Below are 23849 nucleotides of genomic sequence, written 5' to 3'. Positions count from 1 at the left end.
AGCGTTGCCAGTTTGATGCCCGCTGGACGGAATCGAACGACTTACAGTTTGGTACGACGGTACCAATATCTTCTGCCTGACAGATTTAGAGGAACGACCGTGCATAACGTCGTCATCAGCGGCACTGGCCTGTACACCCCGGCCAACAGCATCTCCAACGAAGAGCTGGTGCAGTCTTTCAATGCCTATGTGCAGCAGTTCAACCGCGAAAACGCCGCTGCCATCGAGCGCGGTGACGTGCAGGCGCTGACTGAGTCCAGTGCGGCGTTCATCGAAAAAGCCTCGGGCATCAAGAGCCGTTTCGTGATGGACAAGGACGGCATCCTCGACCCTCAGCGCATGGCCCCACGCCTGCCCGAGCGCAGTAACGACGAATGGTCGGTGCTCTGCCAGATGGCCGTCGGCGCCGCCGAACAGGCCCTGCAACGCGCGGGCAAGACCGCCGCTGATATCGATGGCGTGATCGTCGCCTGTTCCAATCTGCAGCGCGCCTACCCGGCCATTGCCATCGAGGTGCAGGAGGCCTTGGGTATCCAGGGCTTCGGTTTCGATATGAACGTGGCGTGTTCGTCGGCCACGTTTGGTATCCAGAATGCCGCCAACAGCATCCAGCTGGGCCAGGCCCGGGCGATCCTGATGGTCAATCCGGAAGTCTGCACCGGCCACCTGAATTTCCGTGATCGTGACAGCCACTTCATCTTTGGTGATGCCGCCACGGCGGTGATCCTCGAGCGGGCTGACCTGGCGACCTCCGAGCATCAGTTCGATGTGGTGAGCACCAAGCTGCTGACCCAGTTCTCCAACAACATCCGCAATAACTTTGGCTTTCTCAACCGCACGGCGGAAGAGGGCATCGGCGCGCCGGACAAATTGTTCGTGCAGGAAGGCCGCAAGGTGTTCCGCGATGTGTGCCCGATGGTGGCCGAGCTGATCGCTACCCACTTGGCGGAAAACCAACTGGGCGTCAGCGATGTAAAGCGCTTCTGGCTGCATCAGGCCAACCTGAGCATGAACCACCTGATCGTGAAAAAACTGCTCGGCCGCGAGGCTTCGGTGGAAGAAGCACCGGTGATCCTTGATACCTACGCCAATACCAGCTCGGCGGGTTCGGTGATTGCGTTTCACACCTATCAGGACGACTTGCCCAAGGGCTCCGTGGCGGTGCTCAGCTCGTTCGGTGCGGGCTATTCCATCGGCAGCGTGATCCTGCGCAAACGCTGATGTGCACGTTTACATCGAGGTATTGAATGGCCGCAGCGGACGACGCGCACCTGCTTGAACGCCTGCTCAAGGGCGAACAGCGGGCCTACAAGGAACTGGTCACCACTTACCAGAGTGCGATGCGGGCGGTGGCCTATGCCATCGTCGGCCAGCGGCATGCCGATGAGGTGGTGCAGGACGCCTGGTTGTCGGTGGTCCGCAACCTTGCCAGGTTCGAAGGGCGCTCCAGCCTGAAGACCTGGCTGCTGACCATCACGGCGAACGCCGCCAAGGGCCGCTACAAGCAAAATCGTCGCGAGGTGTTACTCGACGACCTGCCTTCTCCCCACGGCACTATTGGTGATGACCGCTTCGCGCCCGACGATGGCCACTGGGCTGTCGCCCCTTATGCCTGGCACCAGGACACGCCCGAAGCCTTGCTGACCGAGGAGGAATTGCGTAAATGCCTGGAGCATACGATTCTGAGCTTGTCCGAGTTGCAGGGCAGCGTGCTGGTGCTGCGCGAGCGCCAGGGCCTGGAGCTGGAAGAAATCTGTAATCTTCTGACGCTCTCACTCTCCAATGTGCGCGTGCTGTTGCATCGAGCACGGCTTAAAGTCCTCGCAACCGTGGAGCATTTTGAGGAAGCGGGCGAATGTTGACGTGTAAAGAGCAAGTGGCACGTTCCAGTGACTACCTCGATGGGCAATTGACCTTTCGTGAGCGTCTGCTGGTGCGTCATCACTTGATGTTCTGCCCGAACTGCCGGCGCTTCATTCGCCAGATGCGTCTGATGCAGGCGACGTTGCGGATCATGCCGCAGGAGCCAGTGAAAGATGCGGACGCACTGGCCGAACGGCTCGCCGCCGAACGACGTAAAGACGTGTAGGCGCGAGCAAGCTCGCGCCTACAGGGTGAGGTCAGAACTTGGCTTCAGCATCCAGTTGCAGCGTGTTGGTGTTGGCGTCACGCTGGGTACGGCTGGCGTAGTCAGCCTTGGTCAGGAAGTAGGTGGCACCCAGGGCGAAGTTCTTGTCGATGTCGTAGCTGACCTTCATCTTGTGACCGCGCGAACCGGTGGTGCCGTTGGCGAAGTCCGAATCGGTGAAGGCGCCCACGACTGCGTCGCGTTGCGTATCGCGGTAGTTATAGTCGAGGTTGAAACCGAACACCTTGGACTTGGCACCCACCAACCAGGCGGTGTCCTGATCGGTCACGGCATCGTTGTTTTTCACGTACTGGCCGTAGAAGGCCAACGGCACTGCCAGGCCGCCGATGTCCGCCTGGGCAAAACCTTCATACAAGCGGAATTCATTATTGGCCGAGTTGCCGTTGACCGCCAGTGCGCAAGGCGTGGTGGTGGTCGTGCAGCGGCTGTCCTTGTCGTTCTGGTAAGCGTAGACGCTGCCGCCCAGGGTCATTTTCAGGTTGTCGGTGAGTGAGAAACGCGTGCCCAACTGGCCGGAGGTCAGGCGCAGGTCGTGGCGAAATTGCACGCCGTCGCCGTCGACGTTGTCCTTGAGGTTGTAGTTACCCAGGCTGCCGAACAGTTCGGCACTGGCGCCCAACGGGTATTTGTAGGTGACCGCCAGGCCTTCGGGGTTGATGTCGCTGTCCCAGATCACATCGCCCATGCTCACCCACGGTTGCAGCATCTTGCCGCCGATCACGTGCAGGTTCTTGATCTGGTCCGGGTGGTAGTCGATGTAGCCGAGATCCAGCCAGATCGATTTTTTATCGAAGTAACCATCCTGGTCCTGGTTGGTGGAGCGCGCATCGTCACCGCCGCCCGTGGCGATACGGATACCGGTGTCCACTTGCGGGTTGATTTCGGTGTAGGCACCCAGACGCGCCCGGATACGTTGACGGTCCTTGTCACGCCCACCGTTGTTGGGCTCGCCATCGATCTTGATGGTTTCCTGACGAAAGCGCACATCGCCCTTGAACTGAGTCTTGGCGGCCCAGGCCAGCTTCTGGTCGAAGCTGCTCAGCTCGTTGGTTTTTTTCGCGGTGGCGGCGATCTGTTCGTTGGTTTCTTGTTGAGCTTGTCGGGCGATCTGCTGTTCTTTCTGGTCTTTGGCCAACTCGTTTTGCAATTCGGTGTACTGCGAAGCGGTGATCTGGCCGTTGGCCTTGAGCATGTCGAGCAACTTAGCGTCGACTGCAGCGCTGGCCGGAACGCTGAGGGCCAGCATCAGGCCGCCACACAGGGCCGCCGCAGTTTTAGTGGAAGCAAGACGCATATCAATCTCCGAAAGTGAGGAGGGATACAACCCCTCCAGGACACAACCGACCGATGACGGACGGAAAAAAATGCCACCCGGCAACCCGGGTGCTCTGAAAACAGGCGTCAGTATCGCGGCGGTTTATGACGGAGTAGTGGCTAAGTGATTTCATCTGCATGACAAATTGTTTGCCGATGGAACTATCGGTTTAGAGCTATGTCCGGCCATTTTTGGTGATGTGCATAGAGCTGTGATAGGCGATACTCGCCAGGCTTTCACGTCAGAAACAGAGAGGATGCCGATGCCGTTGCAACGCCTGCACAGCCTGTCCGAAATCACCCCGCAGGCCTGGGATGCCCTGGTGCCGCAGGCCCAGCCGTTCGTGCGGCATGCCTTCCTGAGTGCGCTGGAAGATAGTGCCAGCCTGGGGCCCCAGTCGGGCTGGCAGCCGGAGCATTTGCTGCATTGGGAAGGTGATCGGCTGGTGGCCGCATTGCCCGGCTATCGCAAGTGGCATTCCTACGGCGAGTACGTGTTCGATCACGGTTGGGCTGACGCCTGCGCGCGCGCCGGCATCGACTACTACCCCAAGCTGCTGACGGCGGTGCCGTTCAGTCCGGTCAGCGGCCCGCGACTGTTGGCCGCCAATGCCGAAGACGGCTTCGAGCTGTTGAACAGCCTGCCCGGTTACCTGGAAATCGAAGGGCTCTCCGGCGCCCATATCAACTTCACCGACACGTTGGCCGACGACGCACTGGCCCGGCAACCCGGCTGGCTGCAGCGCCTGGGCTGCCAATTCCACTGGCAAAACCGTGGCTATCGCGACTTCCAGGACTTTCTCGACGCCCTGAGTTCACGCAAGCGCAAACAAATGCGCAAAGAACGCGAGCAGGTGGCGGGGCAGGGCATTGAGTTCGAGTGGCTGCAGGGGCATGAGCTGAGCGAAGCCCAGTGGGATTTCGTCTACGCCTGCTACGCCAACACCTACGCGGTACGTCGCCAGTCGCCCTACCTGACCCGGGCGTTTTTCAGCCTGCTGGCCGAGCGCATGCCCGAGGCGATCCGCGTGGTATTGGCCAAACAAGGCACACGCCCGGTGGCCATGGCGTTCAGCCTGATCGGCGGCGACAGTTTCTACGGCCGCTACTGGGGCTGCCTGGCGGAATTCGACCGGTTGCATTTCGAAACCTGTTTCTACCAGGGCATGGACTACGCCATCGCCCACGGCCTGCAACGCTTCGACGCGGGCGCCCAGGGTGAGCACAAATTGATTCGCGGCTTTGAACCGGTGATCACCCGTTCGTGGCATTACCTGCGCCATCCGGGGTTGAAAAACGCCGTGGAGGATTTCCTCGAGCGCGAGCGAGTGGGGGTTCTGGCGTATGCCGAAGAGGCGAGGGAGGCCCTGCCTTATCGGCAGGGCTGAGCCACTTGTCTGGCGGAGCGGACGGTGTGGTGATCTAATCCGGATCATCTCCGCCCGAAAAGCAACCAAGAAGGAGGCCAACTATTATGACGCAAACATCGAAAACTGGTTGGGAGCGCCTGGCCAAGATGAATGATGAAGCCATCGATACCAGCGAAATTCCTGAACTGGATGCTGAGTTTTTTCGGCGTGCCGAGCTGCGTGTTCCGGTGAAGCAGGCTGATCAGCACGCTGAAGAGGTTGCCCTGCCTTACCGGCAGGGCTGACAGCTCCTTGCCCTGGTTTCGATGCCTTCAATCGATCCCGACAAACCCACCCGTCTGATGCTGCCACAGCCGCGCATACAGCCCGCCGTGTGCCAGCAATTGGGCGTGGCTGCCGCTTTCGGCGATCTGGCCGTTCTCCAGCACCACCAGGCGGTCCATTCGCGCAATGGTCGACAGGCGGTGCGCAATCGCAATCACGGTCTTGCCCTGCATCAGGGTTTCCAGGCTCTCCTGGATCGCCGCTTCCACTTCCGAGTCCAGCGCTGAGGTGGCTTCGTCCATGATCAGGATCGGCGCGTCCTTGAGCAGCACACGGGCAATCGCGATCCGTTGGCGTTGCCCGCCCGAGAGTTTCACCCCGCGTTCGCCCACGTGGGCATCCAGGCCGGTGCGACCTTCGGCGTCCGACAGCAGCGGGATAAACTCGTCGGCCCGCGCTTTGTGCACGGCGGCCCAGAGTTCTTCGTCGGTTGCATCCGGCTTGCCATACAGCAGGTTGTCGCGGATCGAGCGGTGCAGCAGCGAAGTGTCCTGGGTAATCATGCCGATCTGTGCGCGCAGGCTTTCCTGGGCGACTTCGGCGATGTTCTGGCCGTCGATCAGGATGCGCCCGCCTTGCAGGTCGTAGAGGCGCAGCAGCAGGTTGACCAGGGTCGACTTGCCCGCGCCGGACGGGCCGATCAGGCCGATCTTTTCCCCCGCCCTGATTTCAAGGTTGAGGTCGCCAATGATTCCGCTCTGCTTGCCATAGTGAAAATCCACCTGCTCGAAACGCACCTGGCCATGGGGCACGCTCAGGCGCGGGGCGTTGTCGCGGTCTGTCACGGCCAGCGGCTGGGCGATGGTTTTCAGGCCGTCCTGCACCATGCCGATATTTTCGAAAATGCCATTGACCACCCACATGATCCAGCCGGACATGTTGACGATACGAATCACCAGGCCGGTGGCCAGGGCAATCGCGCCCACGGAAATCAGCGACTGGGTCCACAACCACAAAGCCAGGCCGGTGGTGGTGACGATCAACAGGCCGTTCAAGAGGGTGATCACCGTGTCCATGCCGGTCAGCACGCGCGCGGCCAGCTGGGCTTTTTCGGTTTGCTCGATGATCGCTTCCTTGGCGTATTCTTGCTCATTCTGCGTATGGGCGAACAGCTTCAACGTGGTGATGTTGGTGTAGCCATCGACGATGCGGCCCATCAGCTTGGAACGCGCCTCGGAGGAAATCACCGAGCGCTCTTTGACCCGTGGTACGAAGTAGCGCAGTGCCAGGCTGTAGCAGATGATCCAGGTGATCAGCGGCACCATCAGCCGCCAGTCTGCCTCGGCAAATAACACCAGGGAACTGATCGCATAGATCGACACATGCCAGATGGCCTCCGCCGTCGCCACGGCCGAATCGCGCAGAGAGTTGCCGGTTTGCATGATGCGCTGGGCGATGCGCCCGGCGAAATCGTTCTGGAAGAAGTTCAGGCTCTGCTTGAGCACGTAGCTGTGGTTCTGCCAGCGAATCAGGCTGGTCATGCCGGGGTTGATGGTCTGGTGCACCAGCAAATCGTGCAGGCCGTTGAAGATCGGGCGCAACAGCAGCGCGACCACGGCCATCCAGATCAGCTCCGCGCTGTGGACCTGGAAGAAATCCGCCGGCGGCGTGCCCTGGGCCAGGTCGATGATGCGACTCAGGTAGCTGAACAGCGCGACTTCGATGAGCGCACCGACCAGTCCCACCACCAGCAATGCGGCGAAGCAGGGCCACACCTGGCGCAGGTAATAGAGATAGAAAGGCAGGACTTTTTCGGGAGGGGCCGCGCTGGGGGCATCGCGGAAGATGTCGATCAGTTGTTCAAAACGACGATAGAGCATTAGGCTTGACGCCCGCCGTGCGGGCTCTCCTTTCAAATGCGCACGCCGCCTTGTGGGCAACGTGCGGAGCTACTTGCAGGTCTACCCGCAGACCTCAGTCGATGCGCTTGGCCGACTTGATCAGGACGGGATCGATTGGCACGTTCTGCATGCCTTGCTTGGTGGTGGTCTGGGAATTGACGATGACATCGACCACGTCCATGCCCTTGACCACTTTGGCGAATACGGCGTAACCGGCATCGCGACCCGGGTCGAGGAAGGCATTGTCGGCCACGTTGATGAAGAATTGGCTGGTGGCCGAGTTCGGGTCATTGGTACGAGCCATGGACAGCGTACCGCGAACGTTATGCAGGCCGTTGCTGGCTTCGTTCTTGATCGGTGCTTCGGTTGGCTTCTGCGACATCTGCTGGGTGAATCCGCCGCCCTGGACCATGAAGCCTGGGATCACACGGTGAAAAATCGTGTTGGTGTAGAAGCCTTTGTCGACATAGGCAAGAAAATTCTTGGTACTGATCGGCGCCTTGACCGGGTCCAGTTCGATTTCAATGTCGCCATTGGTGGTGGAGATCAAGACGTGGGGGCCTTGACGGGCTCGGCTGCCATCAGGTTGGCAGCGAACAGAACGGAACCGGCAAAGAAGGCGATTTTTTTCAGCATGGGTCAGTGATCCTGGGTAGTGGCATCGACGGAGTTTAGAAAGTCGAGCAGGGTAGCGTTAAAGACTTCGGGTTGGTCCAGGGGCGTGGCATGGCGGGAATGTTCAATCACCACCAGTCGCGCGTTGGGCAGCAGTTTTACATAGATTTCTTTCTGCGCCACGGGGGTGTAATCGTGGTCGGCGCTGATGACCAGGTTGGACAGGTGATTCTGGAGCGTTGTTCCTGCCGCCACAGCGCACTATTGAGTCGAGCTTGCGGAATTGAAAGCAGGTCATGGGTGAACTCCGTTTCAGGCTTGCCGGGGGGCCGCGAAGGGCGCGTCCAGCGGAGCGGTATCAAAGGTGCGCAACAATTCCACGAGGATCTGCGTCGCCGGGCCCAAGGGTTTGTCCTTGTTCGAATACAAATAGAACGTCGGATGGCGGCTGCCGCCCTGTTCCAAGGGCAGTTGCTTGAGCACGCCTTCAGCGAGTTCGCGCTCGATCATGTGCCGGGGCAACCAGGCAAAACCCAGGCCGCTGCCCACAAACGCGGCTGCGGTGGCCAGGCTGCCGACGGTCCAGCGCTGTTCGGCGCCGAGCCACCCCACATCCCGCGGTTGCTGGCGGCCGGAGTCACGGATGACCACCTGCATCTGGCTTTCCAGGTCCTGGAAGCTCAACTCACGGTTCATGCGGTGCAACGCATGTTCGGGGTGGGCCACGGCGACGAATTCCACATCGCTCATTTCCGTGCCCAGGTAACCGGCGATGCTGAACCCGCAAATCGCCAGGTCGGCCACGCCTTCTTTCAGCAGCTCTTCGACGCCGGAGAGCACCTCCTCACGCAAGCGCACCCGGCACCCTCGGCTCTGCGGCATGAATGCGGTCAGGGCGCGCACCAGGCGCGCATTGGGGTAGGCCGCATCCACGACCAGCCGCACCTCGGCTTCCCAGCCTTGTTCCATGTGATGGGCGAGGTCTTCCAGTTGACTGGCGTTTTTCACCAGTTGCCGCGAGCGGCGCAGCAGCACTTCACCGGCATCGGTGAGCACAGCCTTGCGCCCGTCGATACGCAGCAGCGGCACGCCGAGCTGGTCCTGCATGCGCGCTACGGTGTAGCTCACCGAGGACTGTGAACGGTGCAGCGCTTCGGCCGCCTGGGCGAAGCCGCCATGGTCGACCACGGCTTGCAGCGTGCGCCATTGATCGAGGGTAACGCGGGGCGCTTTCAAGATGAGGTCCTCTGTCCTAAGCTGGCGGTCCTTATTGGAGACTGCCGAATGAGAAAATTCTGTTGTGTGTTGCTGGCGCTGCTGCCGATGAGCGCGTTTGCCTATCCCATCGACGTGACGAAAAAGATCGAGGGTGTAAGCATCGATTACACCGCGTCCGATGTGGACGGCGATATCAGTTCGATTCAGCTCAACAACTACGGCACGACAGCGGCGGTGTGTTCGGTAGTCTTTACCAACGGCCCTGAGGCGCCGCGGCGTCGTAACGTCACCGTACCTGCAGGCAAAAGCACTAACACCACGGTCAAGTTCAACCGCGCGATCATCAAGATGCGCATCGCCCTGACCTGCGCGCCGAAATAAAGCAAAGCGGAGCATGCCCAAGGGAATACTCCGCTTATAAACAAATTTCTAGATGGGTTATAGCAGTTTTTTGTGCTTTTTAATCGAACGGGCCCTGGTTAATCTTTTCTCCATCGACTTACAGCATTTACCGATGGAGCCTACATAGCCATGTCCAACGTTCTGATCATCGAAAGCAGCGCTCGCCAGCAGGATTCGATTTCCCGCCAACTGACCCAGCAGTTCATCAGCCAGTGGCAGGCGACTCATCCTGGCGATCGGATCACCGTGCGCGACGTGGCGCTCAACCCGGTGCCCCACCTCGATGCCAACCTGCTGGGCGGCTGGATGAAGCCCGTCGAACAGCGCAGCCCGATCGAACAGGCCTCCCTGGACCGCTCCAACGCATTGACCGACGAATTGCTCGCTGCAGACGTCCTGGTAATGGCGGCGCCGATGTACAACTTCGCCATCCCCAGCACCCTCAAGGCCTGGCTGGACCATGTGCTGCGCGCCGGGGTGACCTTCAAGTACACGTCCACCGGGCCGCAGGGCTTGCTGACCGGCAAGCGCGCCATCGTGCTCACTGCCCGTGGCGGCATTCACACCGGCGCTGCATCGGACCATCAGGAACCGTACCTGCGCCAGGTCATGGCCTTTATCGGGATTCACGACGTCACCTTCATCCATGCCGAAGGCGTGAACCTGAGCGGTGACTTCCAGGAAAAGGGCCTCAACCATGCAAAGGCACTGCTTGCCCAAGTGGCTTGATCCTTTAATCGCCAGATAATCCCCCGATGTTTATCTAGCGCCACGCAATCCCTTCAAGTACGCGTACCGAACCTCCCTTTGCACTTGTGCTCCTGAGTGCTCCTGCCCGACTGCCGCTTTAGCGAGGTCGGGTTTTTTTTGCCTCGAGTTTCTTCAAACATCGAAAAGCTTTAATGTCGCGCCATTCGAAACGAGGCGCACATGGGCTATCTACTGGTTGTTACCCTGATTCAGGCATTTTCCTTCAGTTTGATCGGCGAATACCTCGCCGGTCACGTCGACAGCTACTTCGCGGTACTGGTGCGCGTGGTCCTGGCCGGGCTGATCTTCATTCCGCTGACCCGCTGGCGCTCGGTGGAGCCGGCATTCATGCGCAGCATGCTGATCATCGGTGCGCTGCAGTTCGGCGTGACCTACGTGTGCCTCTACCTGAGCTTTCGCGTACTCACGGTGCCGGAGGTGTTGCTGTTCACTGTCCTCACACCGTTGCACGTGACCCTGATCGAAGACGCGCTCAACCGGCGCTTCAATCCCTGGGCACTGGTCGCCGCGATGGTGGCGGTGGCGGGCGCGGCAGTAATCCGCTTCGACCAGATCACGCCGCACTTCCTGATGGGCTTTTTGCTGCTGCAACTGGCCAACTTCACCTACGCCGCCGGGCAAGTCATGTACAAGCACTTGGTGGCGCGCTATCCAAGTGATCAGCCGCACTACCGGCGTTTCGGCTATTTCTACCTGGGCGCCTTGGTGGTGGTGTTACCTGCGTTCCTGCTGTTCGGCAAGGCGGACTTCCTGCCCCAGGCCCCGCTGCAATGGGGCGTGCTGGTGTTTTTGGGGCTGGTCAGCACTGCGCTGGGCATGTACTGGTGGAACAAGGGGGCCTGCCTGGTCAATGGCGGCACCCTTGCCGTGGTGAACAACCTGCATGTGCCGGTGGGGCTGCTGCTGAACCTGCTGATCTGGAACCAGCATGAGCCGCTGGGACGACTGGCACTCGGCGGCCTGGTGATTCTGGGGGCGGTGTGGGTCAGTCGTTTGGGGATCAAGCGGGCGTCGCTTACATAGCAGCGAGAGACTTGTGCCAGGCCGAATAGGGCGTGTTTTTCACCTGACATTGATTGAAGTCGGGTGAACCGTCATCCCACCAGACCGGCCCGCGCTCGCCCAGATCAACCTTGGCCTTTTGAACCTTCGCCCTCGCGCTTTTCAGCTGGCCCTCATCACCTGACGCTTTGGCGGTTTTTACTTCACGACGTGCATCCATAAGCTGGTTAACCAGACGCTGCCGAACGTCTGAGGGTAGTAAAGGATTACTGCACCGCCAAAGTTTGCCGTTGACTACGAAATAGCGGCCATCGGGCGTTTTTGGATACATCAATGGCTCCAAGGGGCTGGTTATGCTGTCGGGCCCAGTTTGGCTTGGTACTCCCAGCCAGGGTTACCTTGACGATGGGAGTGATACCTACGTGCGATCCGCAACACTCCCCACAACATAGAAATGGCTACCGACATCCATGCGGCGATGATGCTGAAGATTGTCATTGCAAGGCTCATAAATGTCCCCCGTTGCTTTACCGTCTTCTACTCTCATAATAAATGACCCTGGCCCGTTACCTGGGATTCAATTTATTAATAGGGCGTACGCTTACAGTTCTATCAGTTCATGCTCGGGTCTTTTTTGGTGTAACGTAACAACACATCTAGAAGAGGTTTCCAATGTCTAAACTCGCAGAATTCCGCCAGCTCGAAAAACACCTCGCCGAACAGCTTCAGGCCCTCGAAGCTTTGAAGGGTGATGCCGGCCTCAAGAAAGAAATTGAATTCGAAACGAAGCTGCGCGATTTACTCGCAAAATACAGCTACAGCCTGAAGGACGTTATCAACTTGCTTGATCCACAAGCAGGGCGTCGCGCTCCAGCCGTCGAATTCAAAGCCGGCAGCCGCAAGCCACGCCAGTTGAAAGTTTATAAAAACCCTCATACCGATGAAGTCGTCGAAACCAAGGGCGGCAATCACAAAACGCTGAAGGCTTGGAAAGCAGAACATGGCTCCGCGACTGTTGAGTCCTGGCTGGCCAAGTGACGACCTAAGGTATCAAGTGCATATCGCGTAGTTTGTCGAACACGTCGAAAAATGCTTGATCGCTCGCCTGGTAGGCGGTAAAGCCCATGGCACGGCTTTTCGACATATCCGTGACAACTTCAATGGGGCGACCAAGGTCTGCATCCGTGTGCCATGGGGACACCAGGCGACCTATATCGGGTTCTTTCAGGCCGTGTTCCGCGACCATTTGCGCCCATATGGCCTGGTCGTTAGCCATCTGCTTTTCAAGGGGTGAGAGGGAAGCGGGATAATCGGCCGCAGGCAAGGCGAAATAGTCGGCAATTCGGCCCCACATCCATTTCCAACGGAATACATCGCCATTGGTGACGTTAAATGCCTGATTGGCCGCAGCCGGCGTGGTGGCCGCCCACAGTTGTTGTTTGGCCAACTGCCGTGCGTCCGTCATGTCGGTGAGGCTGTCCCACTGCACTTTTGATCCGGGAAACACAAAAGGGCGATGGGTTTGTTTGCAAATCGAAGCATAAACGGCGAGGGTGGTTGCCATATTCATCGCGTTACCTACCGCAACCCCGGTGACGGTATGCGGGCGATGAACGCTCCACGTGAACCCGTCCTTTTCAGCGGCTTCGAATAGTTCGTCTTCCTGGGCGTAGTAGAAATTTTCGATATCCAGACGACCCTGTTCTTCGCGAAACGGTGTTTGCGGAAGGCTGCCCTTACCATACGCTTCGAACGGGCCGAGGTAATGTTTCAGGCCAGTAACCAGGGCCACGTGCTCAACGCTCTTGGCTGGGCGAATGGCGGTGAGCACATTGCGTACCATGGCCGCATTAATGCGAATGTTCTCAGCCTCCGTGGCTTGCCGTGACCATGTAGTAATGAACACATGAGTGGGTTTCAAATCCGCCAGCGCATGTTGCAGCGAAGCTGGATCCTGAAGGTCTGCCGCGACAGGGATAACACCTTGTGCTTGCGACGGGTGCCTCGACAGCGCGGCGACCTGCCAGTTGTTGTCGATTAGTAACTGAGTGATGGCGCTGCCGACGATTCCGCTGGCGCCCACGACTAAAGCTGTCTGGCTCATACGTTTCTCCTGGATTTAGGTTTGGGAGTGCGCCTGAGCAACAGAGGTTCAACCTGAACCTGAACCGGATCCGCATTGAGCTGCGCGGCACAAGAACTGGACTCACCATTCGCTGAGCCGGCACGGAACTACGGCCTCGGCACCCCCGGCACATCCATATTGATCTTGCGCCAGAAGGCTTCAGAGAAGCTGTACGCCGAGAACGCAATCAGCCCCAAGGCCATCACTATCAACATCAGCCATCCAGCTGGAAGATTCTGCAGCGCGTCCAGGGCTTCTTTCATACCTGGTGGATTCATTGCTTGATAAGTGGAACCGCTGACTGCCAGCAGCAATGCGATCTCTATAAAAACTACTCCACGGGCAATCAGACCGAACCGCGACACCGGGCGGACGTACTGCATGACGTCTTCGTCGGCCTCAAAATATTTCTCGAACGAGGCTTTCCAGCCCTTGATGATATGAGCAATACCTACACCCAGTGGAACAAGTGCGATCAGGTACACCAACACATTCGAGTGATCCCATGACAAGAGATGCGCCAGCCAGTCTTTGGTCTGCCCGCTGGAGTTACCCGAGCTTTTAATGCCGCTAATAAGCAGGCCCAATGCAAAGAGCGCGAGAGCGCCGTTAACCATACCTCCCGCTAACAGACCCGCGCGAATCACCAAGCCTTTAAGTTCTTTGCCATGATGGTCGACATCACGCGTAGCTTGCAGAACGCGCCAAGCCGCAAATGCGAGTAGACCTGCCACCACAAGCCCAACTAAAAAATAGCCGAAGGGTTGGCTTAGCAGTGCTTCCAGGCTCTTGTGGCTGTCTTTCGGCTTTGTCGAATCTTGTGCTGCCAGCAGTGCGAAGATGCCGATGATCAAATACAGCACGCCCCGAGCGGCGTAGCCTCCCCGAGCGAGTATTACCAGGCCTTGTTGTGCAGACATTCGATGTATTCCCGAGCTTTGATACAAAAGCAGACCCCTCTCGCTGGGTGGGGTTCTATTAACAGCAAGCGTCCGTCAGACTCCGGGCTGAATTTCGGAGCCAAGACATGAACCTTGCCAAGCGTGACTTCACCAAACAACTTCTTATTGATGCTGGGATACGTGAGGGGATGCGTGTTCTGGATGTCGGCTGCGGAACGGGGGACGTTTCCTTCCTGCTAAGCACACTGGTCGGCAAGACGGGCGAAGTCGTCGGGGTTGATCACGATGATAATGCGCTTGCTACAGCACGCAAACGCGAGGCGTCCGCTAAGTACCCTGCGCCCACTTTCGTTCAAAGCGGGTTACTCGACCTGCCTGAATCTATCGGCATGTTCGACGCCATCGTGGGCAGACGAGTGCTCATGTACCAGGCAGATACCGTGGCCACCGTCAGCGCACTGGCCAAGCATCTTCATCCTGGCGGGGTAATGGTGTTCCAGGAGCATGATACGACGATGGCCCCAGCCAGCATTGACGCCTTCCCCCTGCACAGAACGGCTCAAGGCTGGATACAGCAGATGATCGCGCGCGAAGGCGCCGACCTGCATATCGGCTTTAACCTGCACGGTATCTTCACCGCTGCCGGATTGCGTGTCGCGGATGTGCGTGCCGAATGCGTCGTACAAACCCCTGATACACCTTACGGCCTGGGCTACATCGTACGTGCCTGCTTGCCACGCATCGTCGCGCTGGGGGTTGCTACACCAGACGAGGTCAACATTGAAACGCTGGAACAACGTCTGATTGATGAGCGAAAGCAGTCAGGCGGGATATACGTCGGGGACGTAATGTTCGGGGCGTGGGCCTATAAGCCGGGGCAGTCTTGATCCCAGGCACCTCGGTACAGGGAGAAAAATGCTGATAAAAAACAGCTGATTGGCCCTGTTCGCGTAAAGAAACTCGGTTTGGACGCCCGAAACCGGTACCCTATGCAGCTGATATTTTGTATTTCTTCGAGGTAGCACCCGTGTTTTCCCAATTCGCCCTGCACGAACGCCTGCTCAAAGCCGTGGCCGAGCTTAAATTTGTCGAGCCTACGCCTGTGCAAGCAGCGGCCATCCCGCTCGCGCTCCAAGGGCGTGACCTGCGGGTGACGGCGCAAACCGGTAGCGGCAAGACCGCTGCGTTCGTCCTGCCGATTCTCAACCGCCTGATCGGCCCGGCCAAAGTTCGCGTCAGCATCAAGACCCTGATCCTGCTGCCGACCCGCGAGCTGGCCCAGCAGACCTTGAAGGAAGTGGAGCGTTTTTCGCAGTTCACCTTCATCAAGTCCGGCCTGATCACCGGCGGTGAAGACTTCAAGGTCCAGGCCGCCATGCTGCGCAAGGTGCCGGATATCCTGATCGGCACCCCGGGGCGCATGATCGAGCAACTCAATGCCGGCAACCTCGACCTCAAGGAAGTCGAAGTGCTGGTGCTTGACGAAGCCGACCGCATGCTCGACATGGGTTTTGCCGACGATGTGCAACGCCTGGTGGCCGAATGCGTCAACCGCCAGCAGACCATGTTGTTCTCCGCCACCACCGGCGGCTCGACCCTGCGCGAGATGGTCGCCAAGGTCCTGAACGATCCCGAGCACCTGCAGGTCAACAACGTCAGCGATCTGAACGCGACCACGCGTCAGCAGATCGTCACCGCTGACCATAACGTGCACAAGGAACAGATCCTCAACTGGCTGCTGGCCAACGAGACCTACCAGAAGGCGATCGTGTTCACCAACACCCGCGCCGCTGCCGACCGCATCTACGGCCGCCTGGTGGCGCAGGAATACAAAGCGTTCGTGCTGCACGGCGAAAAGGACCAGAAGGATCGCAAGCTGGCCATCGACCGCCTCAAGGCCGGTGGCGTGAAGATCCTGGTTGCCACCGACGTCGCCGCGCGCGGCCTTGACGTGGATGGCCTGGACCTGGTGATCAACTTCGACATGCCGCGCAGCGGCGACGAATACGTGCACCGTATCGGCCGTACCGGGCGTGCCGGCAACGATGGCCTGGCCATCTCGCTGATCTGCCACGGCGACTGGAACCTGATGTCGAGCATCGAGCGCTATCTGAAGCAATCGTTCGAGCGCCGCACCATCAAGGAAGTCAAGGGCACCTACACCGGGCCGAAGAAGGTCAAGGCGTCGGGCAAGGCCGTCGGCGTGAAGAAGAAAAAGACTGACGCCAAGGGCGACAAGAAGAAAGCCGGCGCCAAGTCGCCGACTAAGCGCAAGATCGCCAACCGGCCGAAGACCGACAACCTGTCGCTCGTCAGCAAGGACGGCATGGCCCCGCTCAAGCGCCGCAAGCCGGAAGCACCCGCTGCCGAGTAAGGCCTGTGCTATACGAAAAAACCGGACATTGTCCGGTTTTTTTATGTGCTCAGTTTGATCGCTCCCATGCTCCGCGTGGGAGCGCAGCCAGTGGCGCTCCGCGCCGCTCTTCATTCATTCAGTCTTGGCAGCAGCTTCCTTCAACTCTTTGAGCCGGGCATCGATCAACTGGCATTTGTCAGGAAGTTGCGCGCTTTCGGTATCCAGGTCCATCTTCTGCAGCTCTTCATTCATCTCCTTGGCTTTGGCAGGGTTCTGCTCAGTGAGCCGGCTCACTTCCTTGGCCAGCGCCTCACGCTTGGCCGTGGCCTCTTCGGGCGTGCAGGCCCAGGCGGGCAGGGCGCCCAGCAGCGTGGCGGCAATGGCCAGGTTCATCAGGGTTTTCATGGTTCGGACCTCCTTGGCGATGATGTTCGGTTGAGGGGGCAAACGCCTGGAAAGTTCAGAGAAATGACGCCCCGTCCATCCAGCTGAACGGCCAGCGCGCGGGCGGGTCACTAGTTCTGACGGGCTAATTTTTCTACGCCTGCAGGAGGAATCAGGATGACGACTTACAACTGGGATCTGATCGAGCGGCTGTTGCATGAAGTGCAAAACGGCGAGGGCAGCTTTGCTCCCCGCAAATACGCTGAGCAGGAAGCCGCCGAGAAGGCCACGGCGGGTGAGCCCATCGGCAATCTGGATGCGTTGAAAAAGACTGCCGCCGATTACGAGGCGCTGTTGTTCAAGCGCGGGTTTATCGAGTCGCGCCCCGAGGAAGAGGGCGGCAATGGTGAGAATTTCATTCTGACCCCGCGAGGTGCGAGCCTGCTCTCGCTGATCGATAGCTCAATCCCGGGGGAGAATCACCCGCGTCATGTGCTGGACCAGCAGGACGACGCGCTGGACGAACAAACTTTTGATCGTGTCGCGTCCGAGGCGGCTATTGCCGGTGGTGCGATTTAGCGTTCACGCGCGAGTGGTAGCGGGTGTGCCCGCTTCCACGTTTATTGGGAAGGAGTGGCCTTCAGGCACTTCAGCGCCTTGAAGTCGCTGCGCACGGCGTCGATTTTCTGGGTCAGCTTTAACCGTTGCTGCGCGGTGCTTTCAGCCATCAGGTCAACGATCAGGCTGCGCGCCGCGGCTTCGGTTTGTGCGTAGGCGCTGCGGTACTCCGGGGTCCACAGGCTTTCGCGGTCGACCAGCAGTTGTTGCATCCTGCGCGGGAAGTCGGCGCTTTGGCGTTGCTGCACGGCGTCGATGAATTGAGACTGCCAGCGCGCGCGGTTGCCGATCCACGCGGTGTTCTGATCACCCAACTCGACGGACCACGCCATCACCCGGCTTTGCTGGCGTGTACTGAGCGGGCCGATCCAGGCGTCCAGGCGCTTGCTCATGCGTTCGGCGCGTTCCTTGATCTGCTGGGGCAGTGGCGGCTTGAGGTATTCGTCCTGGCGTTTGCGCAGGTCTTTGGCCAGGGCGTCGTTCATCTCCTTGACCTGTTGGTCATCCAGACCTTGCAGCAATTGCACCGCAGTCGGGGTGATTTCACGCGCAATCTCGGCGATGGCCTGCTTGGCTTCGACGGTACGGGTTTGTAAGGCAGCGTCCGTGACCTGATTGCTGTCGACCATCGTTTGCAAGCGGTCCAGCCAATCCAGGTAACCCGGCAACTGCGTGGTGCAGTGCCATGCCAGGTGCTGCTTGAGGCTGTCGTTGAACCAGCTCTTTTGCCCGGCGTTCATGTCCAGGTAGTCGTTGAGGGTCCAGGGGATGATCACATCGAGATTACGGTAGGCCAGGCCTACGCGGTTGCAGCCGGCGAGCGCCAGGCTCAGGGTCAGCAATAACGCCAGAAATTTGAGCCGACGCAACATGGGCGGGTCCTTGCACGGATGGGGTTAATGCATGTGAACCTGCAGCGGGGGCGACAGTTCAGCCCATCAATAAAACGATCGCACGGCCTTCAAGGTCAACAGCCCATCACATTGCGAATTGTGTCCGGAGTAGGCCGAACAGTCTCCACCACTGAGGCTGGAGTCGCTGTAGATCAAGTCCAGGTCAACGCCTTTCCATTCTCGGGAGAACTGTACCGACCAGTCGCTGAACGTGCGGATGGAGCCATTTTCCACCGAAACCGGGGTGCCCAGCTGATGGGTGGTGTACTTCATGCTGACGCCGATGCCGAAAGGCTGGGTACCGCCGAGGTCGGCAAACAGCGTGCTGTCCTGGCGGTCGGGGTCGTTGCTGAAGGAGGCGCCGAAGCGGTTGCCCAACAGGTTCAGGCCACCGTAGAACTCTTGGCTGTCCAGGGGGCTGAGCTTGGGATAGCTGTAGTGGATCAGGCCGACTTCGTAGCCCAGGGTCTGGTCGAAAGGGTGTTTGAAACCCATGTAGGAATCGATTTCGAGCGTGCTCTTGGAGGACAGGTTCATATTCGGCGAGAACTGCCCGAAATACACGCCGCTGTCGTGGCTCAAGTCCAGGCCGCCGTGGAACGAGTCGCTGCCGGGCGCGGTGGGCTTGACCAGACCCTGGGCCATACTGCGGCTGGGCGTGGTGCCCAATTTGAGGTCGAAGTCGCCCAATTCGCGCTGGAAGATCTGCGCTTGGGCGAGCGGACTGGCGATTAACGCAACGATCAGAAACGTGCAGGGTTTGAACATGCTTCACTCCATGAAAAGCGAGGAGCAGTAACGAAAAATCAGGCGGATGCCCGTGCTAGACGTGTGCAAGGATACCGGCGAATGCGCGCAGATGAGGCCCGTTCGTCGTTTTTGCGCAATAAAGGGTGAAGCAGAGGGTGTTTCGGGGCTCTAGTCCTAGCGCCTTGAAGGCAAGACGCTTAGGGACCAGGTGCGTTGCGCAGGTGTTACTTCTTGCCCAGGCTGATCTGCTTGGACGGGCCGAAAGTCTGGCCGCTTACGCCCTTGGCAATTTGCTGGATTTCGCCACCGGACTTGAGAAACGCAGCAATCTGGCTGTTGATCGATTCGCTGGTTTCAACGGCGGGAGCTGGCTTTGCTTTGCTGTTGGATGCTTTTACACGCATGGCGGCCACTAACCTGTAGAAAATTAACTTGGCCAGGCATCGTACAGGAAATACTTGACAATTGCTTGGCAAATATCCCCGAGGACTTAACCTCGCGTCTGGAAAAGCGCAGAACTTGATCAATGATTTAATCGGCTAACTTACTGTTTTAATTCGAAAGCTTGTGATGACGGGCGTTGGCGACCGGTAAAATTTGTAGGAATGATCAGACGAGCGGGGCGGTGCCACTGTAGCGCCACGTCAGCCTGCGGATTTTTCAGGCGCGCGGGCGTGCCTGACACAAACCGGGTAGAATGCCGCCCACGCAATGAGGGTATCTGGAAATGGCTTTAGTCGGGCGCTACAACAGCTTGCAAGTGGTTAAACACACTAACTTTGGTTTGTACCTGGATGGTGCGCAGGACGGTGAAATCCTCTTGCCTAATCGGTATATCCCCAAAGATATTCCCAGTGAAGATGAAGACTGGCTTAACGTTTTCATTTATCTGGACAGCGATGACAAACTTATCGCCACCACTGAAAAACCCAAAGTTCAAGTGGGCGAGTTTGCCAGTCTGAAAGTGGTGGAAGTCAACAGTATCGGCGTTTTCCTCGATTGGGGGCTGCCAAAAGACCTGTTGCTGCCCTACTCAGAAGAAAAACGTCAGTTGAGCGCCGGTGAGTATTGCGTAGTGCATGTCTACCTCGACAAGCACACCAGGCGCATCACCGCCACCGCGCGCCTTGACCGCTACCTCGACAAAACGCCAGCCAATTACCAGGTGGGCCAGGAAGTCGACCTGCTGGTGGCCGAAGCCACAGACATGGGCTTCAAGGCGATCATCAACAACAAGCACTGGGGTCTGATCCACAAGAACGAGGTGTTCAAGTTCCTGCGCCCAGGCAAGGAAGAGAAAGGCTTTATCAAGGAGATCCGCGCCGACGGCAACATCAGCCTGAGCCTGCAGCCGGTTGGCCAGGAAGCGGCGTCCAGCCTCAACTCGAAGATTCTTGCCAAGTTGCGTGACAACAACGGCACCTTGCCGGTCAGTGATAAAAGCGATCCTGCCGTGATCAGCAACTTGTTTGGCGTAAGCAAAGGCAACTTTAAAAAGGCCATTGGTGCGCTCTACAAGCAGGGGCAGATTGTGATTCATGCGGACCGCATTGAACTAAGCTGAGTGCGGTTTGCTCTGCTGTAGGAGCAAACTCGCTCCTGCAGTGGACCGGTCAAATGTCGAAGAAAACGCTGTTTGCCTATCTTGGCACCCTGTTCGCCTTCCTGGTGCTCGACGGCCTTTGGCTCGGCGTCCTCATGGGGCCCACCTATAAAAGCCTGCTCGGCTCGCTGATGCTCGACCAGCCGCGTCTGTTGCCGGCGGTTGTGTTTTATCTGCTCTACGTCCTCGGTTGCGTGGTGTTCGTGGTCTTGCCCAGCGCCAGCTGGCAACGCGCCGCGCGTCTGGGCGCCTTGCTCGGGTTGGTCGCCTATGGCACTTACGACCTGAGCAATTGGGCCACGCTGCAAGGCTGGTCTGCGGGCCTGGCAGTGATGGACATGGCGTGGGGCACGGTTCTGACAGCGATCTGTTGCACCGTCGGCTACCTGTGTGCACAACGGGTGCGCCAGTGATTGTGTACAGGATTGTCGTGCACCGTTGCTGCGCATCTACCTTATAGCCAAACCTCGATAATCCCTTTGGAGCGCCGTTCCACGGGGATTGTGTGCCATTGGCACGCATCCTGCTGAATGCCTCGTATACAACCCATGTGGCCGACCGTATGCATACCGCTACGTCAGCGCAGGGCGATATTTCGAGGAGTCCAGCGATGACTGAACAATTGCCCAAAGGCTACAGCCCACGGCTGTACAACCAGGACCTGGGCCCACTGCCGCAAAAGTGGACCTGGTACAACATCTTCGCCTTCTGGATGAGCGATGTGCACAGCGTCGGCGGCTACGTCTTCGCCGCCAGCCTGTTCGCCCTGGGGCTGGCGAGTTGGCAGGTGTTGATCGCCTTGCTTGCGGGTATCTGCATTGTGCAACTGATCGCCAACCTGGTAGCCAAGCCCAGTCAGCAAGCGGCGGTGCCTTACCCCGTGATCTGCCGGCTGGCATTTGGTGTGTTTGGCGCGAATATTCCTGCGGTGATCCGAGGCCTGATCGCGGTAGCGTGGTACGGGATTCAGACGTACCTGGCGTCGAGTGCCTTGATCATCGTGGTGCTGCGCTTCTTCCCGTCGATGGCCGTATATGCCGAGCCGCATTTTGCGGGTTTGTCCTACTTGGGCTGGTTCGGCTTTCTCAGCCTGTGGGTATTGCAGGCCGCCGTGTTCTGGGCCGGCATGGAGTCCATCCGCCGCTTTATCGACTGGGCCGGCCCGGTGGTGTACGCGGTGATGTTTGTCCTGGCCGGCTGGATTGTCTGGAAGGCCGGCTGGGCGAATATCAGCTTTACCCTGGCGGAAAAATCACTGTCGGGCTGGCAGGCGTTCGGCCAGGTGATCGTGGCGACGGCGCTGGTGGTGTCGTACTTCTCCGGGCCGACCTTGAATTTTGGTGATTTCAGCCGCTACTGCCGCAGCATGCAGGACGTGCGCCGTGGCAATTTCTGGGGGCTGCCGGTGAATTTCCTGGCGTTCTCCCTGGTCACCGTGGTGATCGTCTCGGGCACCCTGCCGGTGTTTGGCGAAATGCTGCATGACCCGATTGCCACCGTGTCGCGTATCGACAACAGCATGGCCGTCCTGTTGGGTGCCTTTGCGTTTGTCACTGCCACCATCGGTATTAATATCGTCGCCAACTTTGTCTCGCCCGCTTTCGACTTCGCCAACATTGCGCCAAGCAAAATCAGTTGGCGCGCAGGGGGGATGATCGCGGCGGTGGCGTCGATCTTTATCACGCCATGGAACCTGTTCAATAACCCGCTGATGATCCATTACACCCTGGATATCCTCGCCGCATTTATCGGACCGCTGTTTGGCATCCTGCTGGTGGATTTCTACCTGGTCAAAAAGCAGCGCATCGACGTCGATGCGCTGTTCGATGACAGCCCGAGCGGGCGCTATTACTTCGATGGCGGTGTGAACTGGACGGCGGTCAAGGCTTTGGTGCCGGCGACGTTGATGGGCGTGGCGATCACCTTCACGCCGGCGTTGCAGGGCATGGCCAATTTCGCCTGGTTTACCGGATGCTTGCTGGGCGGGCTGTTTTTTCTGGTGCTGACGCGGCGCGAGCAGGTCCGCGTACCGACCCCTGTGGTCGCCGGCTGATCAATACGCTGCCCGCCACCAACAGGCCGCAACCGGCAATCACCAACGCCGGTTGCAGGCTGCCGCTCCAGTGGCTGCTCACGGAACCCAGCAGCGGGCCGCTCAATTGGCCGATCGCAAAGCTGGCGGTCAACAGTCCCGTGTTGCGTTGATAGCCATTGGGCGCTACCTCGCGCAAGCGTGCCATGACCAACTGCATGCAGGCCAGAAACGGCGCACCGCACAGTAACACCCCCAGCGCCAGCCCCCAGCCATTGCCCAGCAGGCAAGTGAACACGCCAGCGGCTTGCAGCCACAGCGTGGTCATCAGCCAGCGTCGGGTGGTGTTCGGGTCCTTGCGGCGCAGGCTGGCAATCACCACGCCCGTTGCGGCGGCCAGGCCGAAACAAGGCCAGAACAAGTCGGCCTGCCAGGCGCCTTTGAACTGCGCGCTGGCCATCTGCGACAGGAAGGTGGCCGGAATGATGTAGCCCAGGCCGTACAGGAAGTAGATCCAGCCTAAGTGCGCAATGCTGCTGTTATTGCCGGTGCTGGGGGCGGGTGCAACCGACGCGCTCGGCTTCGGCAAGAAGGGCAGGATGGCCAGTAGCATCACCAGTGCCACTGCCCCATACACCAACCACAGCGTCGCGGAGCTTTGCCCCAGCAGGTTGGAGCCCAACGCCAGCAAACCCGTCAGCAAAATTCCCACCCCCGGCCCCGCAAATACAAGCGCTCCCAGGCGCGGCCTGCCAGCGGCAATCGCCAGTGGCTGGCTCAGGCTGGTGATCATCACCAGGGCCCAGGCGCTGGCGACGCCGGTGCCGAAACGCAGCAACAGGTGCGGCCAGAACCCGTGGGCCCAGTATGACGCCAGGGTCAGCAGCACGCAGAGCCACAGGCCACCGTACAAGCGCCCCTTAATATGATGATGACTGCGAGCGAATATCGAGTCCACGGCACCCACGAAGTAACCCAGGTAATTGGCGGCCGCGATCAGCCCCGCGCCGGTCAGGTCGATCTGGCCTTCGCTGAGCAGATGCGGCATCTGCGGGGTGAGGGCAAAGCGGCCGATGCCCATGGCCATCATCAGGGCGACAAAGCTGGCGGTTAAGCGAATCAGCGGTGACATGTTCAGGTGTCCTGCGATAAAGCGAAGACCGTCAGGCTAAAGCGGATT

At 59.0% G+C, this 23849-nt stretch carries 25 protein-coding genes and 3 pseudogenes; 15 read left to right on the top strand and 13 right to left on the bottom strand.

Annotated features, from left to right (window positions below; genetic code table 11):
- Positions 1-99: 99 nt before the first annotated feature.
- From C4J92_RS19020 to C4J92_RS19010, 3 genes are read left to right on the top strand one after another with little or no spacing between them, the layout of a single operon-like run.
- Positions 100-1221 (top strand): beta-ketoacyl-ACP synthase III, encoded by a 1122-nt coding sequence (locus C4J92_RS19020; protein ID WP_124404921.1) that lies wholly within the window; start codon positions 100-102, stop codon positions 1219-1221.
- Positions 1222-1247: 26 nt separating this feature from the next.
- Positions 1248-1862, top strand: coding sequence for an RNA polymerase sigma factor (locus tag C4J92_RS19015; RefSeq protein WP_124404920.1), 615 nt, complete (start codon positions 1248-1250; stop codon positions 1860-1862).
- Positions 1856-2089, top strand: coding sequence for an anti-sigma factor (locus C4J92_RS19010; protein ID WP_124363869.1), 234 nt, complete (start codon positions 1856-1858; stop codon positions 2087-2089). Before C4J92_RS19015 ends, C4J92_RS19010 begins: the two co-directional genes overlap by 7 nt.
- 31 nt (positions 2090-2120) lie before the next feature.
- Here the strand turns inward: C4J92_RS19010 and C4J92_RS19005 are convergent, their stop codons facing one another.
- Complete coding sequence (locus C4J92_RS19005; RefSeq protein WP_124363868.1) at positions 2121-3443, bottom strand: putative porin; 1323 nt, start codon at positions 3441-3443, stop codon at positions 2121-2123.
- Between the two features lie 283 nt (positions 3444-3726).
- On the opposite strand from C4J92_RS19005, the gene C4J92_RS19000 reads away from it, so the two are divergent.
- Together C4J92_RS19000 and C4J92_RS18990 are read left to right on the top strand one after the other, a co-directional pair.
- On the top strand, positions 3727-4851 hold the full coding sequence (locus tag C4J92_RS19000; protein ID WP_124404919.1) for a GNAT family N-acetyltransferase: 1125 nt from the start codon (positions 3727-3729) through the stop codon (positions 4849-4851).
- An 86-nt stretch (positions 4852-4937) separates the two neighbouring features.
- Positions 4938-5072 (top strand): annotated as a pseudogene (locus tag C4J92_RS18990) (3-oxoacyl-ACP synthase); the annotation flags it as partial.
- A 72-nt stretch (positions 5073-5144) separates the two neighbouring features.
- Here C4J92_RS18990 and C4J92_RS18985 read toward each other — a convergent pair.
- The 4 genes and pseudogenes from C4J92_RS18985 to C4J92_RS18970 form a co-directional block, all read right to left on the bottom strand.
- Positions 5145-6977, bottom strand: coding sequence for an ABC transporter ATP-binding protein (locus C4J92_RS18985; protein WP_124404917.1), 1833 nt, complete (start codon positions 6975-6977; stop codon positions 5145-5147).
- 94 nt (positions 6978-7071) lie between these two features.
- Positions 7072-7634, bottom strand: a pseudogene (locus tag C4J92_RS18980) (peptidylprolyl isomerase).
- A 3-nt stretch (positions 7635-7637) separates the two neighbouring features.
- Positions 7638-7861: pseudogene (locus tag C4J92_RS18975) on the bottom strand (alpha/beta fold hydrolase); the annotation flags it as partial.
- Positions 7862-7925: 64 nt separating this feature from the next.
- A complete protein-coding gene (locus tag C4J92_RS18970) occupies positions 7926-8849 on the bottom strand; it encodes a LysR family transcriptional regulator (protein ID WP_124404916.1) in 924 nt (307 codons plus the stop codon).
- 48 nt (positions 8850-8897) lie between these two features.
- Here C4J92_RS18970 and C4J92_RS18965 point away from each other — a divergent pair, with 48 nt between their 5' ends.
- From C4J92_RS18965 to C4J92_RS18955, 3 genes are all read left to right on the top strand, one after another.
- Positions 8898-9212: a 3-phosphoglycerate kinase gene (locus tag C4J92_RS18965; protein ID WP_124404915.1), complete on the top strand. Its 315-nt coding sequence runs from the start codon at positions 8898-8900 to the stop codon at positions 9210-9212.
- Positions 9213-9362: 150 nt separating this feature from the next.
- Positions 9363-9962 (top strand): FMN-dependent NADH-azoreductase, encoded by a 600-nt coding sequence (locus tag C4J92_RS18960; protein ID WP_124404914.1) that lies wholly within the window; start codon positions 9363-9365, stop codon positions 9960-9962.
- 201 nt (positions 9963-10163) lie between these two features.
- Complete coding sequence (locus C4J92_RS18955; RefSeq protein WP_124404913.1) at positions 10164-11027, top strand: carboxylate/amino acid/amine transporter; 864 nt, start codon at positions 10164-10166, stop codon at positions 11025-11027.
- Here the strand turns inward: C4J92_RS18955 and C4J92_RS18950 are convergent.
- Positions 11020-11337 carry a hypothetical protein gene (locus C4J92_RS18950; RefSeq protein WP_124404912.1) on the bottom strand — a complete coding sequence of 106 codons (318 nt, stop codon included), beginning with the start codon at positions 11335-11337 and terminating at the stop codon, positions 11020-11022. The genes C4J92_RS18955 and C4J92_RS18950 overlap by 8 nt on opposite strands.
- 341 nt (positions 11338-11678) lie before the next feature.
- On the opposite strand from C4J92_RS18950, the gene C4J92_RS18945 reads away from it, so the two are divergent.
- Entirely contained in the window at positions 11679-12044 is a 366-nt protein-coding gene (locus C4J92_RS18945) for a histone-like nucleoid-structuring protein, MvaT/MvaU family (protein WP_124404911.1), read from the top strand.
- A gap of 4 nt (positions 12045-12048) precedes the next feature.
- On the opposite strand, the gene C4J92_RS18940 is transcribed toward C4J92_RS18945, so the two are convergent.
- Together C4J92_RS18940 and C4J92_RS18935 are read right to left on the bottom strand one after the other, a co-directional pair.
- A complete protein-coding gene (locus C4J92_RS18940) occupies positions 12049-13110 on the bottom strand; it encodes an SDR family oxidoreductase (RefSeq protein ID WP_124404910.1) in 1062 nt (353 codons plus the stop codon).
- 128 nt (positions 13111-13238) lie between these two features.
- On the bottom strand, positions 13239-14051 hold the full coding sequence (locus C4J92_RS18935) for a DUF1206 domain-containing protein (protein WP_124404909.1): 813 nt from the start codon (positions 14049-14051) through the stop codon (positions 13239-13241).
- A 107-nt stretch (positions 14052-14158) separates the two neighbouring features.
- Between C4J92_RS18935 and C4J92_RS18930 the strand changes: the two genes are divergently transcribed.
- Positions 14159-14920 (top strand): methyltransferase domain-containing protein, encoded by a 762-nt coding sequence (locus tag C4J92_RS18930; protein ID WP_124404908.1) that lies wholly within the window; start codon positions 14159-14161, stop codon positions 14918-14920.
- A 140-nt stretch (positions 14921-15060) separates the two neighbouring features.
- On the top strand, positions 15061-16407 hold the full coding sequence (locus C4J92_RS18925) for a DEAD/DEAH box helicase (RefSeq protein WP_124363855.1): 1347 nt from the start codon (positions 15061-15063) through the stop codon (positions 16405-16407).
- 114 nt (positions 16408-16521) lie between these two features.
- Here C4J92_RS18925 and C4J92_RS18920 read toward each other — a convergent pair whose 3' ends face one another.
- Positions 16522-16794 carry a hypothetical protein gene (locus C4J92_RS18920; protein WP_124404907.1) on the bottom strand — a complete coding sequence of 91 codons (273 nt, stop codon included), beginning with the start codon at positions 16792-16794 and terminating at the stop codon, positions 16522-16524.
- A 156-nt stretch (positions 16795-16950) separates the two neighbouring features.
- On the opposite strand from C4J92_RS18920, the gene C4J92_RS18915 reads away from it, so the two are divergent.
- The gene (locus C4J92_RS18915; protein WP_124404906.1) at positions 16951-17352 is read left to right on the top strand and encodes a transcriptional regulator; all 402 of its coding nucleotides are present in this window, start codon (positions 16951-16953) and stop codon (positions 17350-17352) included.
- Positions 17353-17393: 41 nt separating this feature from the next.
- Here the strand turns inward: C4J92_RS18915 and C4J92_RS18910 are convergent, their stop codons facing one another.
- The 3 genes from C4J92_RS18910 to C4J92_RS18900 all read right to left on the bottom strand — a co-directional run bounded on the left by C4J92_RS18910 (position 17394) and on the right by C4J92_RS18900 (position 19438).
- Positions 17394-18263 (bottom strand): DUF6279 family lipoprotein, encoded by an 870-nt coding sequence (locus C4J92_RS18910; protein WP_124404905.1) that lies wholly within the window; start codon positions 18261-18263, stop codon positions 17394-17396.
- A 66-nt stretch (positions 18264-18329) separates the two neighbouring features.
- Positions 18330-19052 (bottom strand): TorF family putative porin, encoded by a 723-nt coding sequence (locus C4J92_RS18905; protein ID WP_124404904.1) that lies wholly within the window; start codon positions 19050-19052, stop codon positions 18330-18332.
- Positions 19053-19258: 206 nt separating this feature from the next.
- On the bottom strand, positions 19259-19438 hold the full coding sequence (locus tag C4J92_RS18900) for a hypothetical protein (RefSeq protein ID WP_003193095.1): 180 nt from the start codon (positions 19436-19438) through the stop codon (positions 19259-19261).
- Between the two features lie 323 nt (positions 19439-19761).
- Between C4J92_RS18900 and C4J92_RS18895 the strand changes: the two genes are divergently transcribed.
- From C4J92_RS18895 to C4J92_RS18885, 3 genes are all read left to right on the top strand, one after another.
- On the top strand, positions 19762-20598 hold the full coding sequence (locus C4J92_RS18895; RefSeq protein ID WP_065884480.1) for a S1 RNA-binding domain-containing protein: 837 nt from the start codon (positions 19762-19764) through the stop codon (positions 20596-20598).
- Positions 20599-20651: 53 nt separating this feature from the next.
- Positions 20652-21050: a DUF2177 family protein gene (locus tag C4J92_RS18890; RefSeq protein WP_124363849.1), complete on the top strand. Its 399-nt coding sequence runs from the start codon at positions 20652-20654 to the stop codon at positions 21048-21050.
- Positions 21051-21247: 197 nt separating this feature from the next.
- Complete coding sequence (locus tag C4J92_RS18885) at positions 21248-22690, top strand: NCS1 family nucleobase:cation symporter-1 (protein WP_124367897.1); 1443 nt, start codon at positions 21248-21250, stop codon at positions 22688-22690.
- Here the strand turns inward: C4J92_RS18885 and C4J92_RS18880 are convergent.
- On the bottom strand, positions 22602-23801 hold the full coding sequence (locus tag C4J92_RS18880; protein WP_124404903.1) for an MFS transporter: 1200 nt from the start codon (positions 23799-23801) through the stop codon (positions 22602-22604). The genes C4J92_RS18885 and C4J92_RS18880 overlap by 89 nt on opposite strands.
- Positions 23802-23849: the final 48 nt, after the last annotated feature.

Origin of the sequence: Pseudomonas sp. R3-18-08 (assembly GCF_003852065.1) — a bacterium.
Lineage (GTDB): Bacteria > Pseudomonadota > Gammaproteobacteria > Pseudomonadales > Pseudomonadaceae > Aquipseudomonas.
Note: the sequence above shows the minus strand (reverse complement) of the source record. Positions and strands in the feature narration are given on the sequence as shown.

Bases quoted from the DNA above. Each gene is read 5' to 3' on its own strand.
- C4J92_RS18885 (WP_124367897.1), top strand. From the start codon at position 21,248: ATGACTGAACAATTGCCCAAAGGCTACAGCCCACGGCTGTACAACCAG.
- C4J92_RS19010 (WP_124363869.1), top strand. From the start codon at position 1,856: ATGTTGACGTGTAAAGAGCAAGTGGCACGTTCCAGTGACTACCTCGAT.
- C4J92_RS18930 (WP_124404908.1), top strand. From the start codon at position 14,159: ATGAACCTTGCCAAGCGTGACTTCACCAAACAACTTCTTATTGATGCT.
- C4J92_RS18920 (WP_124404907.1), bottom strand. From the start codon at position 16,794: ATGAAAACCCTGATGAACCTGGCCATTGCCGCCACGCTGCTGGGCGCC.
- C4J92_RS18900 (WP_003193095.1), bottom strand. From the start codon at position 19,438: ATGCGTGTAAAAGCATCCAACAGCAAAGCAAAGCCAGCTCCCGCCGTT.
- C4J92_RS18910 (WP_124404905.1), bottom strand. From the start codon at position 18,263: ATGTTGCGTCGGCTCAAATTTCTGGCGTTATTGCTGACCCTGAGCCTG.
- C4J92_RS18880 (WP_124404903.1), bottom strand. From the start codon at position 23,801: ATGTCACCGCTGATTCGCTTAACCGCCAGCTTTGTCGCCCTGATGATG.
- C4J92_RS18945 (WP_124404911.1), top strand. From the start codon at position 11,679: ATGTCTAAACTCGCAGAATTCCGCCAGCTCGAAAAACACCTCGCCGAA.
- C4J92_RS18965 (WP_124404915.1), top strand. From the start codon at position 8,898: ATGAGAAAATTCTGTTGTGTGTTGCTGGCGCTGCTGCCGATGAGCGCG.
- C4J92_RS18940 (WP_124404910.1), bottom strand. From the start codon at position 13,110: ATGAGCCAGACAGCTTTAGTCGTGGGCGCCAGCGGAATCGTCGGCAGC.
- C4J92_RS18935 (WP_124404909.1), bottom strand. From the start codon at position 14,051: ATGTCTGCACAACAAGGCCTGGTAATACTCGCTCGGGGAGGCTACGCC.
- C4J92_RS18960 (WP_124404914.1), top strand. From the start codon at position 9,363: ATGTCCAACGTTCTGATCATCGAAAGCAGCGCTCGCCAGCAGGATTCG.
- C4J92_RS18950 (WP_124404912.1), bottom strand. From the start codon at position 11,337: ATGTATCCAAAAACGCCCGATGGCCGCTATTTCGTAGTCAACGGCAAA.
- C4J92_RS18955 (WP_124404913.1), top strand. From the start codon at position 10,164: ATGGGCTATCTACTGGTTGTTACCCTGATTCAGGCATTTTCCTTCAGT.
- C4J92_RS18895 (WP_065884480.1), top strand. From the start codon at position 19,762: ATGGCTTTAGTCGGGCGCTACAACAGCTTGCAAGTGGTTAAACACACT.
- C4J92_RS19005 (WP_124363868.1), bottom strand. From the start codon at position 3,443: ATGCGTCTTGCTTCCACTAAAACTGCGGCGGCCCTGTGTGGCGGCCTG.
- C4J92_RS19000 (WP_124404919.1), top strand. From the start codon at position 3,727: ATGCCGTTGCAACGCCTGCACAGCCTGTCCGAAATCACCCCGCAGGCC.
- C4J92_RS18890 (WP_124363849.1), top strand. From the start codon at position 20,652: ATGTCGAAGAAAACGCTGTTTGCCTATCTTGGCACCCTGTTCGCCTTC.
- C4J92_RS18915 (WP_124404906.1), top strand. From the start codon at position 16,951: ATGACGACTTACAACTGGGATCTGATCGAGCGGCTGTTGCATGAAGTG.
- C4J92_RS19015 (WP_124404920.1), top strand. From the start codon at position 1,248: ATGGCCGCAGCGGACGACGCGCACCTGCTTGAACGCCTGCTCAAGGGC.
- C4J92_RS18985 (WP_124404917.1), bottom strand. From the start codon at position 6,977: ATGCTCTATCGTCGTTTTGAACAACTGATCGACATCTTCCGCGATGCC.
- C4J92_RS18905 (WP_124404904.1), bottom strand. From the start codon at position 19,052: ATGTTCAAACCCTGCACGTTTCTGATCGTTGCGTTAATCGCCAGTCCG.